This is a genomic window from Nostoc sp. UHCC 0252 (assembly GCF_034931145.1).
Taxonomy (GTDB): domain Bacteria; phylum Cyanobacteriota; class Cyanobacteriia; order Cyanobacteriales; family Nostocaceae; genus Nostoc.
This window is the reverse complement of the sequence record NZ_JAYGHE010000040.1, coordinates 1-17,303: the sequence shown is the minus strand read 5'-3', so window position 1 is coordinate 17,303 and position 17,303 is coordinate 1. Positions and strand designations below refer to the sequence as shown.

The following is a 17,303-nucleotide window of genomic DNA, read 5'->3' as shown; positions in this document are numbered from 1 at the left end:
GGAGGAGGAAATGGCAGCAAGTATTGATAATTACGAGCCAACATATCAACAGGCGATGACCGCCTATGTTCAAAGAAATTATGAGGTTGCCGCCACTTTAGTTGATCAAGTGGTGCAAAATTTACCAGATGACCCCAACACTCATTTGTTAAGGGGTCATATCTACTATGTCTTGCAGCAGTACGATGTAGCCAAAGAAGAATATCAACAGGTATTAAGCTTGACTAACGATCAAGAAATTATTGGTTTTGCCAATAATGGAATTGAGAATATCAATCAATATTTACAATCATTCGGTGGGCAGATTGATACGTCAGGAAGTCAAGAGCAAATAAATTCCTCGGAGATGTCTGACCCACTTGCATATAGCGAACCAGAATTAGAAGATTTGGGCGCTAGTGAGGAGTTTGACAGCAACAATCTTGATTTGAACTTTTTTGGAGAGCATCAAGAAACTGTGGATGGGGTTGAAGAACTTTCTTCTAAGAGTCCATTTGACATCCCCACAGAAGATAGTATTGGAACAGGAAAAGTATCAAATTTTTCTACAGCTTTTGGCGATGACCCTTTTGCTTTGGATGAAGAATCAGAAGAACAAGAGTTAAATGGCAGTACTTATGAAGAAAAAACAGAATTAGAATTGCCTGCTTTTTGGCAGGAAGATATGTCAGAAGATACTCCTGAAGAATCATTAGCAAATAGTCAGTTTTCAGAGAATGGAATAAATTTTGATCGCCAAGATTCAGATATTGACAATAATAACTCCTCATCTTCTTCTAATTCAAAAACTAGTAATGACGAAAATAATTTCCCTGATTTGTTAAATGAGCCAAAGTCTCCAGATCCTATGGTTGGGAATTTAGAATATAAAAAATCCAAGTTTGGAGACGAAACTTTACTTATTGTTCAAGAAGAACTTATAAATAGTTCGCCAAACACAAATAACAATAGTAAATATGATTTGCCTGAAACCGAAGCACACGATTGGTTGAAGTCAACTGATTTGAAAGCAGAAGAAGAGTTTCAGCCAGATTTATCTGATCATTCTTCGTCTTCTAATAGCAAGATACCTTTGGAAGAAAAGAAGTTCAAATCAGGTACAAGCATCGGCAACAATAGCTTCGATGATGAGAACTTTGATATAGAAGCATTTGAGTCTGCCTTTGGCTCAGATGGCTCAAGCTCTTATGAAGACTCAAGTACTATACTGAATGGAGAAAATCCTAAGAGCAATATCGATTTTCTAGATGATTTTGAAGAATTTGATGATTTAGGAAATATTCCAGGGTTTGACCTGATCGAAGAAGATTCTAACTTCGGTGATGCAGCAATGTATTCTGCTCCAGCAGATAGTGGCAGTGGGCGCTCTCAAGGGGCGGATGCTTCTGGAAGTAATGCAGCCGATCGCGAAGAGGAACTCTTCTCGATGACTGGTTCCCATGAAGGAGTTCCAGTCTTTAGTCAAACAGATGTTTCGAAACTAGAACCCAACGTTAGCGTCGAGCAAGGCTGGTTAGCACCACTAGAGAATGCCTCCATAGAAAGGAAGCAATGGTTAATTGCGGGAAGTGTGGGCATTGTATCAGCGCTTGTTGTAGCCACAGTTAGCTTTGTCGCCACCAGCTTTTCACCAGCCCAACAACGTGAATCAGTACGAAACACAGGTTGGGCAATGTCTTTAGCATCTGGTATTGCAGGTTTTGCTACCGCAGGCTTCATGGGGAATCTTGCACTCAAACAAATTCGGCGTACAACTAATGATCTGCAAGCTCAGTTTGAAGCTGTACGCCAAGGAAATTTGAATGCTCAAGCCACAGTATTTTCTGAAGATGAATTGGGGCATTTATCCACTGGCTTTAATGAAATGGCACGGGTGATTTTCACAACTACAAGTGAAGCCCAACGGAAAGCCGATGAACAAGAGGAAGCCAAAGAAAATCTGCAACGTCAGGTGATTCGCCTTTTGGATGATGTGGAAGGAGCCGCTAGAGGTGATTTAACAGTCCAAGCTGAAGTTACAGCCGATGTACTGGGAGCAGTAGCCGACGCTTTTAACCTGACAATTCAAAACCTGCGGGATATTGTACAACAGGTAAAAGTGGCAGCAAAGGATGTAACAAAAGGTGCAACCAACTCTGAAACTTTTGCTAGAGCCTTATCTAGTGATGCTTTGCGCCAAGCAGAAGAGTTAGCGGTGACGCTGAATTCTGTACAGGTAATGACCGACTCGATTCAACGGGTAGCAGAGGCGGCACGGGAAGCTGAAACCGTGGCTCGTGATGCTAGCACGATCGCTCTCAAAGGTGGGGAAGCAGTAGAAAATACAGTGGCAGGTATTTTAGAAATTCGAGAAACCGTTGCCGAAACGACTCGCAAAGTGAAGCGATTGGCAGAATCTTCTCAAGAAATTTCGAAAATTGTGGCGTTGATTTCGCAGATTGCTTCCAGAACCAACTTGTTAGCCCTCAATGCTAGTATTGAGGCGGCAAGAGCGGGAGAAGCTGGACGCGGGTTTGCGATCGTAGCAGACGAAGTGCGTCAGTTAGCAGATAAATCTGCTAAATCCCTGAAGGAAATTGAACAGATTGTGATGCAAATCCAAAGCGAAACAGGCTCTGTAATGACCGCGATGGAAGAAGGCACACAACAAGTAATTAAAGGGACAAAATTAGCAGAAGAAGCCAAGCGATCGCTTGAAAATATTATTCAAGTAGCAAATCGTATTGATATTCTTGTGCGCTCAATTACCAGCGACACTGTGGAACAAACTGAAACTTCCCGCGCCGTCGCTCACGTAATGCAATCAGTAGAACTCACCGCTCAAGAAACTTCCCAAGAAGCACAGCGAGTTTCAGGAGCCTTACAACACTTAGTAGGTGTATCCCGCGACTTGATCGCCTCTGTTGAACGTTTCCGAGTGGAAACAATGGAAACCAGATAAATTGTCATTTGTCCTTTGTCCTTTTTTATTTGCTAATGACCAATGACTAATGACCAATGACCAATGACCAATGACTAATGACTAAAAAACTATGCTGCCGGAACAACAACAGCGGATTTTGGGTTACTTTATCGAAGAAGCCAGGGATCACCTGAATACCATTGAGCAGGGGTTACTGAATTTAGAAGGTACTCTGAACGACCCGGAAATGATCAGTGAAGTCTTCCGGGCGGCTCACTCTATCAAAGGAGGAGCGGCGATGCTTGGATTGACTAGCATCCAGCATACTTCCCACCGTTTAGAAGATTGTTTCAAAGTTCTTAAAGATAATCCGGTTAAGATTGACCAAAAGTTAGAGTCTTTATTTCTTGGTGTATCTGATACCCTGAAATCGCTGTTAGAGCATTTGAGCGGGCCTTATGGTCTTTCTGAAGATGCAGCTAATACTTTGATGTCAGAAACGGAGCCAGTCTTTCAATGGCTGTATGAACATCTAGAACTACTTGTACAACAAGGAAAAAGTGGAGTATTCAGTAATTCTGAAGCAACCGAACTACACACAACCTCTGTAGAGAATGTCTCCACACTTACAGAACTTTTCCTGCGGCGAGATATTCCCAGTTTGGCAGAAGACACCCATCAGGGATCTCCAGAAATATCTATCTCAGTAGCACCTCAGCAGGTACAAGAGTCTCACACTAACGCTGCGCGATCGCCAGTTACCGCTAAAGAACATAATAATTGGAGCGAGTTTCAAGCCCAAGTGCTGCAAACGCTCCGGGAAATGTTGCAACTGTTTAAGCAAACTACAACACCCTCAACTCGACAAAACCTTCAACAATGCTGTTACCAGTTAGTTAAACTTGGTGAGACTTGGAATTTATCCAAGTGGCGTGGTTTGTGTAAATCAGCAGCCAGTGCGATCGGCAATCCTGAAAATACTTATCTGACTTTAGCTAAAATTGTTATTACTGAAATCAAGCAAGCTCAAGAATTAGTTCTGCAAGGTAGAGAAGCCGAAATTGCAATTAGTCAGCAATTGGAAGCACTTTTAAGCTTGGCAGAAATCGAGTTGGTAGAAGTTACTCCTGATTTGTTTGATGAACAGTCTGCGGCTTTGACAGAATCATCAACTGCATCAGAACCAATTTTCTTGGGTAACACCGAGCAGTTAGACTTAGCCCAGACAACTGAAGCACTTAATCTAGACGAAGATACTAGCGATCGCGCAGCGCTAGCGAGTCTAGGAGCGTCTGGCTACGCCAACGTCTTTGAAGAACGCCCATACCCTCAACAAGGGACACCACTTAACGCTGCAACTCACACTAGTTTTTCTTTTACCACACATGAGGAAGCACATCCAATCAGTAACAATCTCGACCCCAACGGGCCAGAGGTAGGAATAGCTGAGTTAAATACCCTTGCCGATTTATTTGAAGGTGAGACTCCCGAACTAGATGAAAGCTGGCATCAAGAAGAAACCTTAGATATTGCTGTCACCGATGATTTTGGAATTGATTTCAGCAGCACTGATGCTGAGGATGCTCATAGCGATTTATCCGATTTACTCTCCTTTGATCAAGGAGCAACTACAGCCACGACAGAAGATTTATCTCTGTTATTTGGTGACAATTTTATAGAAAAAGATAATTCAGAACTGCAAAATCAACAAATATCTGCTGCGGCTTTAGGGTTGAATGATACCAACGTACTTGATATAAATTTAGATTTTTCTTCCGCAGATTTACAAGAATTTATTGATATTTCTAGTGAAACAAACCAGCCTGCTAGCGTCAACACAAACGATGTAAACGATGTAATTGAAGATTTATTGACACTGGCACTAGATGATGATCGTGAAATATTGCCTACAGGCGAAGTGACTCAACCAGAAACTGAGGCGATCGCTAGTGTGGAACTATCGACCAACCAACCAAACAGTTTTGATAACTTATTGTCAGAAGCTAGAAATGCAAACTGGGTAGAAGAAATTACTCCTAGTGACTACATAGAATTACCCCAGGAAACAGGCTTGTCTTCAGACAACCTGTTTGCAGAAATGGAAGAACTGACACTACTGCCTACAAGTGAACCAGAAATCAGTGATTTATTTGATACATCTCCGGCAACAGTGCCTGAATTGTCTCAATCAGAGAATGATCTAAGTAGCTTTTGGAATCAAGAAAGTGCAGAGGAACAGGAGGAATTTAATTCCTTAATTGAGCAGAATGTGGAAAGGGCATTAGAGGAGAGTTTATTTGCTACGACGGATGATATTTTTGCCGACAGTCAGCAGTCTACACCTTCTCCTACAGTAAGTTTTGGCTTGGAAGAATTGGATATCGATTTCCAGCAGGAAGAACAGCTAGATTTGATATTCTCATCAGATTCTGGAGATGATTTGTTTGATGAGTTAACACTGAGCGATTCAGCTTCTCTGATAATCAGCGATGCCTCCACGCCGGAAATTCCTTTGCTCGCGCAGCATTCAAGAGAAGAAATTCTCAGCCCGCAACAACCAGAAGCTTTAGATTTTGCTCCAGAATTTACTCATCAGCCCCCAGAAATATCTGCTGTTGCTCTGGAATTTGATTCATCCGCCTCTTTCGATGAAAATCCGCAACTGCTGTTTGCAGATGTAACCACAGATGATTCCACCTACATTCAGATGGAAACCACAGAGAATACTGTGGATGAACTGCTATCGGTTACAGAAACTTCAGATTCAGTCCAAGTACAGCCAGATGATTTGTTTGGCTATTTCGATGAAAATCCGCAACTGCTGTTTGAAGATGTAACCACAAATGATTCCACCTATATTCAGATGGAAACCACAGAGAATACTGTGGATGAACTATCTATTACAGAAACTTCTTTAGATATCAATTTTGGAGAAACTTCAGATTCAGTTCAAGTACAGTCAGATGATTTGTTTGGCTATTTCGATGAAAATCCGCAACTACTATTTGAAGATGTAACCATAAATGATTCCACTTATATTCAGATGGAAACTCCAGAGAATACTGTGGATGAACTGCTATCGGTTACAGAAACTTCAGATTCAGTTCAAGTACAGCCAGATGATTCATCCGCTTCTTTCGATGAAAATCTGCAACTGCTGTTTGAAGATGTAACCACAGATGATTCCACTTATATTCAGATGGACACCACAGAGAATATTGTGGATGAACTGCTATCGGTTACAGAAGCTTCTTTAGATATCAGCTTTGGTGAAACTTCAGATTCAGCCCACACAAACTTAGAAGTTTTAGTGGCTGAGGAGAACAATAGTTTAGAAACTACCTTTGAATTGACAGAAAATACAGAACTGGGTTTTGCAAATGATTTATTATCTACAGAAACTTCTATATCAGACACAACAAATGAGGAAGAGTTAGAAGAAAACGCGATAACAATTAATTCACAAACTTTCCACTTCACACAAACGGTTATTCAAGAAAATATAGAAACCGATTTATGTGATTTAGAAGAGACATTTGAAGTTGCACTAGGGTCAGATGAAGAAAATGCTATCGTTACCTCAACTGAAGAATTAGTAACGGCAGAAGTTGTTGAAGCAGTTGCTCCAAATGATGATTTTGCAGACTTGGAAGCATTATTAGGAGAGGAAGTAGCACTTAACCCCAAAGCTACCTCAATACCAGAAGTAGATTTTGCAGCGCTGGAAGAATTACTTGGTACAGACGACAGCAATGCTTACGACGCAGTGCGCCAACCCCAGCCCCTCAGCACTCAACCAGTCTTGGCGAAAAATGCCGTTCCATCGCCAGCTATAGATGAATTTGGCGACTTGGAGAAGTTGCTAGCTGAAGCGGATCAAACGATATCCCATTCACCAGTAGCAAAATCGAACAGCAGTAAAGCTCCTCGTCCCTCTACTCGTCGGGCTGCAAGATTTGAAGAAACGATGAAGGTTCCAGTTAAGCAACTGGACGATATGAGTAATTTAGTTGGGGAGTTGGTGGTAAATCGCAATACCTTAGAGCAAGATCATGAACGGCTACGGCAGTCATTAGATAACTTGCTGATTCAGGTACAACAACTCTCGGATGTAGGCGCAAGAATGCAGGAGTTGTACGAGCGATCGCTCCTAGAAGCCTCTCTATTAGCTGGACGCAAAAAGAAAGACTCAGGTTTCCAAGCGCCTGATTCCAATGCTGATAGGGGTTTTAGTGAGTTAGAAATGGATCGTTTTACTCCCTTCCATACACTCTCACAGCAGATGATTGAACGCATTGTGCGAGTGCGTGAGTCGGCAAGTGACATTGATTTTGTCACCGAAGAAACCGAGCGCGTAGCAAGGCAATTCCGCCAAGTAACCACCCAGCTACAAGAAGGGCTAACGAGAGCGCGAATGGTTCCTTTTGCCCAAACTATCGATCGCTGGCGGCGAGGAGTGCGCGACAACGCCATTAAGTGTGGCAAACAAGTGGAGTTGTTAATTGAAGGTGGCGATACCTTAATTGACAAGATGATTTTGGATCATCTGACCGATCCATTAACTCACATGCTGAATAATGCGATCGCTCACGGTATTGAAACGCCAGAAGAACGACAAGCTGCTGGTAAGCCACCCGTGGGAATCATTACTATCCGTGCTTTCCACCAAGGCAATCAAACAATCATTTCTGTAGGCGATGATGGCGCAGGTATCGATTCCGCCAAGGTTAAGGCTAAGGCGGTGAAGATTGGCATGATTACAGAAGCGCAAGCAAAAGCTATGTCTCGCCTGGAAGTCTACGATCTGCTGTTCCAATCTGGTTTTACCATCAAAGACCAAGCAGATGAAATTTCCGGTCGTGGTGTGGGTATGGACGTAGTGCGTTCCGAGATTAGCGAAATTCGGGGGACAGTTAACACCGATTCTGCGATCGGTAAGGGAACCACCTTCACGATTCGTTTACCACTGACTCTGAGTATTTGTAAAGCTCTTTGCTGCGTCTCCGATCGCTCTAGAATTGCTTTCCCGATGGACGGTGTAGAAGATACGCTGGATATACCAGTGAAAAATATTCAGCATGATGCCAATGGACAATCATTTATTTCTTGGCGCGATACAGTGCTGCCGTTCCGACCTTTGAAGGAACTTTTAACCTTCAATCGGCAAATCAGTCGCGGTAATGTCTATGGCGGTACGCGAGATGATGACATGGTTTCTGTCGTCGTGGTGCGATCGGCAAATACCCTGATTGCTCTACAAATTGACCTGGTGTTAAGCGAACAAGAAATTGTAATTAAGCAATTTGAAGGCCCAGCACCTAAACCCATTGGTGTAGCAGGTGCTACGGTCTTGGGTGATGGTCGGATTATGCCTATTGCTGACGTGCTGGAAATCATTGACATCTTCCAGGGACGGATTTCTACACAAACAGGTGGCAATTCTTGGCAACAGAAAGGGGTTCCCGCAGACACCTCTCCTGCGAAGATTGACCCGACAGTGTTGATCGTCGATGACTCGATTACAGTCCGAGAATTGCTATCCCTGACATTTAACAAAGCAGGTTATCGCGTAGAACAGGCGCGTGATGGTCAAGAAGCTTGGGATAAACTCCGCTCCGGTCTGCCTTGCGATATCGTATTTTGCGACATCGAAATGCCCCGTTGTGATGGTCTGGAATTACTCTCTCGCATCCAGAAAGACTCTAACCTCAACCACCTACCGATCGCAATGCTCACGTCAAGGGGCGCAGACAAGCATAGACAAATTGCCGCTCAACTCGGTGCTAGTGGCTACTTTACCAAGCCCTATCTCGAAGAAGCTCTCCTCGAAGCTGCGGCGCGGATGTTGAAGGGGGAAAAACTTGTTAGCAGTACGAGTAATGTTTAGTAAGTATTGACATCCTCACCGCCGTGAACGCACTCTTAAGAAGGAGTAATGAGTAACAAGTAAGGAGTAATAAGTAATGAGTAAATACCCATTTTTCATCCACTCCTTACTCATTACTTTAAAGCTGTGCTGGAAACACGGGGTTTTAAACCCATTTTTCTGAGAAGACACCTTGATAGCTTTACTATCAAGGTGTTGTTTTTATAAGACCTCAAGGGGTAACTTGTAAAATCTCTTATTTCTTCTCAGCGTTCTCTGTGCTTAGAGCAGTTTAAAAGTAATTTTTTAACCTTATCACCCACAATATGTCATTGCGAGTGCAACGAAGTGGAACGTTCGCAAGACTTTTGGGATTGCTATCTCTACGAGACGCTCCGCGAACACTTCGTTCGCAATGACAGCTAATTAGCCAAACACGATACTATGCACTACAAACTTGAAACCTCGTTCGCGTAGCGCCCCACTCTTTAAGAGGGTTGGGGGATCTCTTCTGGCAATCAATAAAAATAATTACTCAGTTTTAACAAATATATCAAAATATACTATACGTGTATTTTTTGTGGCAAAACCGAACTAAGATAATAATCTTTCCAAATTTCTACACTTTGATTCGTACCACTTTTTGAAGATAATCCCAAAATAGCTGAAAATATTTCCTAAATGGCAACATTTCTTTGTTGGGTTTAGGTATTTTAAGTGTTGAGTTGATCCAGAATGGATTCTACACTCACGCTTGTCTACTACTTAGGCAAACATTGTACGAAAAACTGCACTCGGTTTAATTAAGTGCTTAAATCAAATTTGCACAGTCGTCTGCTCAACTTTATATATACGGGAGGAACAAATTTGGTATAACTAATTATTTGTCTATACCAAAATCTACAGTTAGCAAGATAACAGATTAAACATCTAAGCAAGGGACAGTATAACGATGTAAAACTATGCTATAGCCTTGAATAACAATAAATTTAGCTGCACGTCTTCACTAAAAACGAAATATGAAGCTTTTCTGTACTTGACTGGTGCTGGATTTAGGTTAGTCTTAAAGCGGAACGCTTCATATAAGAATCTACCCTGACAGAAGTGTATAAAGATATAGTTAAATTTAGCAATTCTGTCCGAGATTTTTAATTTGCAAACTGAATAGTTTGATACGGCGCTCAAAAGTCTGATCTACTACCCTAAACAAGGTAGTCAATTAATGACTCAATATCATTTGTCTGGTAATCGTATTGAATAGTTTACAATACCAGTGGATGAGAAAATCTAAAGAAAATATAAAAGAAACTCAAATGACTGTGGTGTCTGGAGGACAAAAGTGTTTCTGAGACTAGCACATCAACATCGGCAATTCGTTCAAGACTTGGTAATGAACCTGCAAGCCTTGGCGGTCGTGTTAGAGCGGCGCGGCTATCCTGCGTCCTGTTACACCTGCGGCGACCAAATGAATAGTGCATCGTTTATGGTTAGCTTGGGTGATAACCACCTAATTCGGTTTTTGGTGTCCGATTATGGGATTACTTGGACGGAAATGCGGGATGACCGCGAATTAATGAAGCTAGAAGGTGCGGAGGCAATTAGCCAATTAGACGAACTAGCCGATCTTGTCAAGCAATCTATGCAGACCGATACAGGTTCTAAAGTTCTTGCCAAGAAATACTAAGGTTCCAAAGTTCGATCGCAAATTAGAAACCAATTATCGGTAATTGGTAATGGTGGCTTAGTTGGCGATCGCTCTTAATCTCCATTACGATTAAGTGATTGGCTCGTAGCCCATCGCACATCTTTCTGTATCTACTAACATCTCACAAGCATCATTCCAAGGGAAAAATAGTAATTTCGATATTAGCTATTAATAATAAATAGTTGAAAAACTTTATAGCATTTATTGTTCTCTAATTTTTTAACATTTTCTGCCTAAATACACCCAAGAAATTGCAATAAAAGTATCAGGTTTATTGGGTTGAAACTACAGTTATCGAAAATCGGAAATATGCTGTGCAGTAACGTGTGGTTGTTCCAGGTGTGGGAGATGACCACAATTTTGAATCCAGATGAGATTACTGTGTGGAATTGCTCTTTTAAACCTCATAGCATCTCCAGTCCCTAGAATCTTATCAGAATCGCCCCATAAAATAAGCGTCTGTTGCCCAATTTGTGATATTTTTTTAAATCTAAAAGCACTGTAACCACCGCTTTTAGTGAAAGTAATCAAAGCTTGATTCCAACTCGGCATTTGTAGGTGTAATGCGCCACAACATAGAGCATCGATAGAAGCAAGACTTTGATTTTTATATCCAATACGGGAAACGCGATCGCGCACCTTCAGATTGCTCAAAAATTGAGTTGCTAAATAATCCAACGGGGGAAACATGAATTTACTTAAGGGTGAACCACCTGCTAACCCTGCACTGTCAATTAACACCAGCTTTTTTACTACTTCTGGGTAGGTCAGCGTAAAATCAATCGCCGTTGCACCCCCCATCGAAGCGCCCACCAAAATTACAGGTTGGTTAATTAGGCTTTTCCAGAAGTAATAAAGATGAGTTTTAATGGCAGTTGGGCTATAAGCAATTCCTGAGAGTCTATCTGTAAATCCAAAACCCAACAAATCCACAGCCCACGTTTCATTATCGCTAGCAAGCAGTGGCAAAAGCCGCCGGAATTCCAATACAGAACTATCAAAGCCGTGAATTAATAAAATAGGAGTTCCACCACTCCCTTGCTTGACATAAGTTGTGGTAACTGGTTGATTAATTAGAGGAGTAGCGATCGCAGCAGTTTGAATACTCTGGGCTAGTGCGATCGAGGCAGATTCAGTCAGTTGCCCAACTGCTTTAGGAAGAAAATTCGGAAACATAAATTTCAGTTTATCGTATTAGCTTGCTTTTGTTCATCGCTGATTTTGTCAAACAACAAAATTACACAAACTAATATGCTGAAGTATTATTTGTAATACATAAAACATAGTTTAGCAGCTAATCAAAACATTCCAACTCCTGTACAGACGTGATTAACCGCGTCTTCTCGCCCCACTCCCTTAGAATTTGGAGGTATCAAAGAAAGTTTTGCAAAATGTCAAAATTGGGACTAAAGCCACGTACAATTGATATCGCCTATCCCTTAATCCAGGAGCTAATGCCATGCCAATGGCGGTTGGCGTAATTGAAACTTTAGGTTTTCCTAGTGTCTTAGCAGCAGCAGATGCAATGGTTAAAGCTGCCGCAGTCACAATTGTGTACTATGGTCAAGCTGAAAGCGCTCGTTTGTTGGTCGCTGTCCGGGGACACGTTTCTGAAGTAAATAGAGCTGTTGAAGCCGGAATCGCAGCTGGAGAGCAAGTCAAGGTTGGTACAGTAATTACCCACTACATCGTTCCCAATCCCCCGGAAAACGTTGAAACCATATTACCAATCCATTTCACCGAAGAGTCAGAACCTTTCCGCATGTTCTAAGCAATTTCGCCATCAAAATCTGTAGCGAAGCTTCGTACAATTAACTTGTAGCCCCCATCTCGTTTATTCATACAGGAGATTAATAATAATGTCATTACAGGCAGTTGGAGCACTTGAAACGAAAGGTTTCCCTGCGGTGCTAGCAGCAGCAGATGCTATGGTAAAAGCTGGTCGAGTCACCCTCGTTGGATATATCAGAGTGGGTAGCGCCCGTTTTACGGTTAATATTCGTGGTGATGTTTCTGAGGTTAAAGCGGCTATGGCTGCTGGTGTTGAAGCCGCAGAAAATGTGTATGGCGGCACTCTAGAATCCTGGGTGATTATTGCTCGTCCTCATGAAAACGTCGAAGCTGTTCTACCAATTGGTTACACAGAACAAGTCCAAGGGTATCGAGAATCTGTAGAAAATCCCATTGTCAGATCGAACAATCGATAGATTCAACCCTCTGCGGGGAAATTCAAAACGAAGAATCCCCATAAACAAATTTAACTAGAGAAGCTTCTAGTATGACTTTTGAGCAGTAAAGCTTTTGAGGGTTGCGTTCTTTCTGTTTTTAGATTTTGCATAAGTTTAATTTTGAAGCAGAGGGAAAGCAACAATCAGAGTCAATAGTCAAAATCAATATTGACTGTTGACTATTCATTTTGATGAATGTCAAAGTTTAAAGCAGAACTTGCCACTGTTTAAAATCACAGTTTTGATAATTTTTCACCACTAAAAGCCTAAGAATTCGTAGCTAATTTAGATATTAAGGTTTTACATAGCGCCTTACCAATCATCCTCTTAATCTCTAAATTAAGTATATACACTTAAAAAAAATAAATTTAACTAAATCTAATTAAGTCCAGGCTTATAGCGTTTCCTAGTCTACTGAGGTACACCCAAATCTTGTTTACCAAGGTTAGTAGCTTTGAAAACGTACCTCACTAGGTTGGGAACCGCTATAATCCTTTTTGATACTCCTGAGAAAGTAGCAAATTAAGATCATGATTGAGAAAGCTTGAAGGAATATTTTGGAGCAAAATATTACTAATATTGTGTGTATTGAATTTAACTAAATGTATTTTTTAGTATAAAGATGTAGAGTGCTAAAACTTATACAGGTGAAATAGCGTATGATATTAAGTTAAATTAGATTCGTTCCTTGGCTTAGTTACAAAATGTCAGATTTTCCCAACCCTCTTGTGGAAAATTTTGTCGTTGCTACTTTAGAAGGATTTTTGTTCTCAGTTAAAAAACATAACTTTACAAAAATTTTAAAATAATAGAATTGCTTCAAACGGCTTATGTGTAAGGATTTAGGAGCATTTTAAATTTGAAGGTAAAGCATCAAGGCGAAAGTGTTTGCATAATTCTATTGAATTACGACGTAATAAAAGTGGAATCACTGAGATGTTTTCATGAAACTCATGAAATCCGCAATAGCTGCCAGTTAAACAATTAGGTAGGACAAACGGGGGTTGTGATGCAAACTTCAAAATTAAGTTTCGAGGAGCGCAATCTCGCTATGACAAAGGATGTGGAAAAGCTGGCTGATGATTGGCAAAACCGTATAATTGCGGAATGTCCAGACCAAAATGAAGCAACTAGACAAAGTATTATTCTCTGGCTTTTGGGATCTGACTCAAAACGGTTTGATCTTTTGAACCCAAAGGAACTGGATATCGCCAAACAAGCGATGGAATATCGCTGGAGGATTTTACGTCAACGCTATTTGGGGTTTGGACGGGAACGTGCTTACCGCAACTTGATAACGCGGCTGGGAAGTTTAGTGACATTACGGAATCAGATTCAGACTTGGGTTTCCCTCAGCCGCGATCGCCAGCGTAGTGTTATGGATGTGTTGCAAGAGGTACTCCAAGAATTACTGCAAACTGATGCCTATATGCAACAACAAATGGCGGATCTTGCCAAATATACAACCGATCGACGATTGGGAGATGCTCTGCTATTTGCCAGTATAGAAGAATATTGTCTGCGACCAGTACGCAATCAACCCCTATTAGCTTATCGGTTTGTAAATTACCTGCGTCGTACTCAGCGCGGTGGGTTAACCCAAGTACCTGGTCGTGACTTGATTAGACTCGTGTCAGAAGAAGTTCTTACTGACGACAATGATAGTCGAGTTAACTTAGTCGATAGTCAGGCGATCGCAGAATATCAAGAAGCACAACAGCTAGAGGAACAACAAGTACTACGGCAGTCAGTACAAAAAGAATTGGAAAATTATTTACAAGAAAATCTGGGTACAGATGCAGTGGAATGGCTACGCCTGTATCTGCAAGGTAAGTCTCAAGAAGAGATTGCCCATAGATTAAATAAGCAAGCTAGAGAAGTATACCGTTTGCGAGAAAAAATTAGTTACCACGCAATACGTGTTTTTGCCCTCAAAGGCAAACCAGAGCTAGTAGACAGTTGGCTCTCAATTTCCTTGCAGGAACATAACTTGGGGTTAACCCAAAATCAATGGCAGCAACTTGATGAAAAATTAACTCCTCTAGGTCGGCAGATCCTAGATTTGCGGAAAGCAGGTAACTCAATAGAAGCAGTAGCTCAACAGTTAAAACTCAAAACCCATCAAGTGCTAGGCGAATGGACAAAAGTTTATCTTGCCGCCCAAGCTTTAAGAACCCACGAGTAGCCTATTCTAGGTGGCAAAAGACAAGGTTGATGGGCAGTAGCGAGTGAAGAAGGAGGGGAAGCAGGGGAAAAAGAACTATTAAAATTATGATCTTTTATACCCCATGCTCAATGCCCCATACCAATGCCCAGTTCTCAGTATTATCTCTAGCTTATTATCTAAAATTCATCTTCCACTTACGTTTACTTAAGTATATATAATTGAAATTTTAACAATCCAACAAAGTATCTTTATTAACTACCTACTAAATTAGAGGCAAAATATAAATAAACACCACACAATCAAATCTATGTTGTCTTCAGAGGGCGCACTAAATAATACGGCAGCAAATGGACAGCAAATTTTAACTGCCGCTCAAGCTAGATGGGAAGAAGAAGAGGAACGCAAGCAAATATTCCAATTGATTGATAGTCTTTTGTCCTTTGAAGCTTGCCTCTACCACCAAATTTTGCCCTTTGGATTAGAAGATAAAAACCTCTTGTTAGGTATGGTTCATCCAGAAGACAACGAGGCACTAGATTATGTTGGTCGTATTTTGTCTTATATCAATTGCACAATGGTGATTGAAGCGATCGCATCTGACGCTCACCGCAGAATCTTATCAGCCTACCTCAACCATAAGAATACATCCCAGCTAGATGCCCAACAAATGCATCAGCCAACAACCGACTCTCCTCAACAAAATACCCCAGCGAGTATTGCTGATAAACCTATTGCTTCTCTAAATACCGACTCTGAATCAAATCAGCAACCAATACTGATGCTATTTGAGACATCAAAACGTCAACATTTTGGGCAGCGCGTAGATTTGCCTCCTATCCCAGAACTAGATCAATCATCTCAAACGACAAGGAGTCAGGAAGGTGAGACTTCCGCAATAGCAGCACCAAAAAATTTACCGATTTTACCTACGCAAGTTCCCGATCTACTTACTCCCATTGAGTTGCTACCAACACTACCACCAAAAAAATTACTAGAAGAATTACTAGGGCGAATTTTGGCTGGGGGAATTGGACGGCTGTATTTAGAAAGACAAGCTTACGAAGGCAGAATACTATGGAGTGATAATGGAATCTTGCAATCTGTATTAGACAAACTGCCACTCTCTGTTTTCCAAGGAGTACTAAATGAATTAAAGCGGTTTGCTTCCTTACCTCTCACCACAGTTTCAGAACCAAAGCAGGTAGAGAAAGAATACGTACATCAAAAAAATCGCTTATTATTACGCTTGCGAGTTATGCCAGGAATTTACGGTGAAGAGGCAACACTGCAAGTCTTACGGGGAGCAGCATTAAAGTTTTATCAAGAACAACAATTGATGCGTCTAGGACGCGATGCTTTAGGAATTTCTCAGCAACTAAGCTTCAAGTTACAAGAACTACAAGAACGGATTTTACTGAATCCCAGCCTTGATTCTCAACAATCAGACGCTTTAGTTACCCTGAATCAGTTAGTGAAAAATTTAGACCAACAGATCAAAATACTGGCGCTACATAGCAATTCCCCAACAAACAGCAAATCATAAGTCTGTTAGAGGGAATAGGGAATAGGGAAAACCCACGGCTTTCAAGGGTGGGATTGTAACGAGGACACCAAATTTAAGAGCGCTGTGCATCTCGAAAAACATCTTTTTGAAAATGGGCTTTTGACCCATAACTAAAGTTTCTATAACTGTTCCTAATTTCCAATTCCCGGTTCCCAATTCCCAATTCCCTACCCGAAGGGTTTTGTCAGTGAAACCTCTGATTTCGAGTACATACATAATTGTTATGTTGTAATAGAATTCTAGACCGATCAACCTTAGAGATTCAGATCAAATAAATACGGATTTTGCGATCGCATTCTAAGTAAAATTACGGTTTAATAAATTTATAGTAACGAAGTTATTTTCACGCTCTTGAATCCATTTCTTGCATATATTTCATGCTAACTGAGGTTTTTAGTGAACTTTTCCCCTTGATGAGTACAGCCAACCCCCAGACCTTGGAATGGCTGCTCAACGTTGCAATTGAACATGAATACCCATCTGGGCGAGCCGTTGTGATGGAAGATGCCTGGGGTAACGCCGTTTACTTCGTGGTTTCTGGTTGGGTCAAAGTCCGGCGTACCGTCGGGGATGATTCAGTAGCTTTGGCAATTTTTGGTCGTGGCGATTTTTTTGGAGAAATGGCAATTTTGGATGAATCTCCACGCTCAACCGATGTCATTGCCCTTTCACCCGTGAAGTTACTTAGTATCTCCAGAGAGCGTTTTATTCAGATATTGTTTAAAGATCCGCAATTACATCACCGAATGTTGCAACTGATGGTACGGCGATTGCGGCAAATTAACCAGCGTTTACAAATGCGGTCTTCACCACCCGCAGTTAAACTCGCTCATACCCTGGTGACTTTAGGCGAAAGCTATGGTCAACAGGG

General features: G+C 41.4%; 9 protein-coding genes and 1 pseudogene. 8 read left to right on the top strand and 2 right to left on the bottom strand.

Annotated features, from left to right (window positions below; translation table 11 throughout):
• The first annotated feature begins 10 nt into the window (after window positions 1-10).
• The 3 genes from VB732_RS20870 to VB732_RS20860 all read left to right on the top strand — a co-directional run bounded on the left by VB732_RS20870 (window position 11) and on the right by VB732_RS20860 (window position 10,452).
• Entirely contained in the window at window positions 11-2,941 is a 2,931-nt protein-coding gene (locus VB732_RS20870; RefSeq protein ID WP_323232816.1) for a methyl-accepting chemotaxis protein, read from the top strand.
• 91 nt (window positions 2,942-3,032) lie between these two features.
• Window positions 3,033-8,789 (top strand): response regulator, encoded by a 5,757-nt coding sequence (locus VB732_RS20865; RefSeq protein WP_323232815.1) that lies wholly within the window; start codon window positions 3,033-3,035, stop codon window positions 8,787-8,789.
• A 1,318-nt stretch (window positions 8,790-10,107) separates the two neighbouring features.
• Window positions 10,108-10,452 carry a DUF1815 family protein gene (locus VB732_RS20860; protein ID WP_323232814.1) on the top strand — a complete coding sequence of 115 codons (345 nt, stop codon included), beginning with the start codon at window positions 10,108-10,110 and terminating at the stop codon, window positions 10,450-10,452.
• A gap of 312 nt (window positions 10,453-10,764) precedes the next feature.
• On the opposite strand, the gene VB732_RS20855 is transcribed toward VB732_RS20860, so the two are convergent.
• Window positions 10,765-11,649, bottom strand: coding sequence for an alpha/beta hydrolase (locus tag VB732_RS20855; protein ID WP_323232813.1), 885 nt, complete (start codon window positions 11,647-11,649; stop codon window positions 10,765-10,767).
• Window positions 11,650-11,932: 283 nt separating this feature from the next.
• Here VB732_RS20855 and VB732_RS20850 point away from each other — a divergent pair, with 283 nt between their 5' ends.
• The 4 genes and pseudogenes from VB732_RS20850 to VB732_RS36010 form a co-directional block, all read left to right on the top strand.
• A complete protein-coding gene (locus tag VB732_RS20850; protein ID WP_190729631.1) occupies window positions 11,933-12,244 on the top strand; it encodes a BMC domain-containing protein in 312 nt (103 codons plus the stop codon).
• Between the two features lie 88 nt (window positions 12,245-12,332).
• Window positions 12,333-12,680, top strand: a complete 348-nt coding sequence (locus VB732_RS20845; RefSeq protein WP_292721114.1) for a carbon dioxide-concentrating mechanism protein CcmK — start codon at window positions 12,333-12,335, stop codon at window positions 12,678-12,680.
• A gap of 1,030 nt (window positions 12,681-13,710) precedes the next feature.
• Complete coding sequence (locus VB732_RS20840; protein WP_323232812.1) at window positions 13,711-14,886, top strand: HetZ-related protein 2; 1,176 nt, start codon at window positions 13,711-13,713, stop codon at window positions 14,884-14,886.
• 289 nt (window positions 14,887-15,175) lie between these two features.
• A pseudogene (locus tag VB732_RS36010) lies at window positions 15,176-15,388 on the top strand (pilus assembly protein PilB); the annotation flags it as partial.
• Between the two features lie 1,017 nt (window positions 15,389-16,405).
• On the opposite strand, the gene VB732_RS20830 reads toward VB732_RS36010, so the two are convergent.
• On the bottom strand, window positions 16,406-16,648 hold the full coding sequence (locus VB732_RS20830) for a hypothetical protein (protein ID WP_323232810.1): 243 nt from the start codon (window positions 16,646-16,648) through the stop codon (window positions 16,406-16,408).
• A gap of 161 nt (window positions 16,649-16,809) precedes the next feature.
• Here VB732_RS20830 and VB732_RS20825 point away from each other — a divergent pair.
• A partial coding sequence (locus VB732_RS20825) for a Crp/Fnr family transcriptional regulator (RefSeq protein WP_323232809.1) occupies window positions 16,810-17,303 on the top strand: 494 nt, incomplete at its 3' end.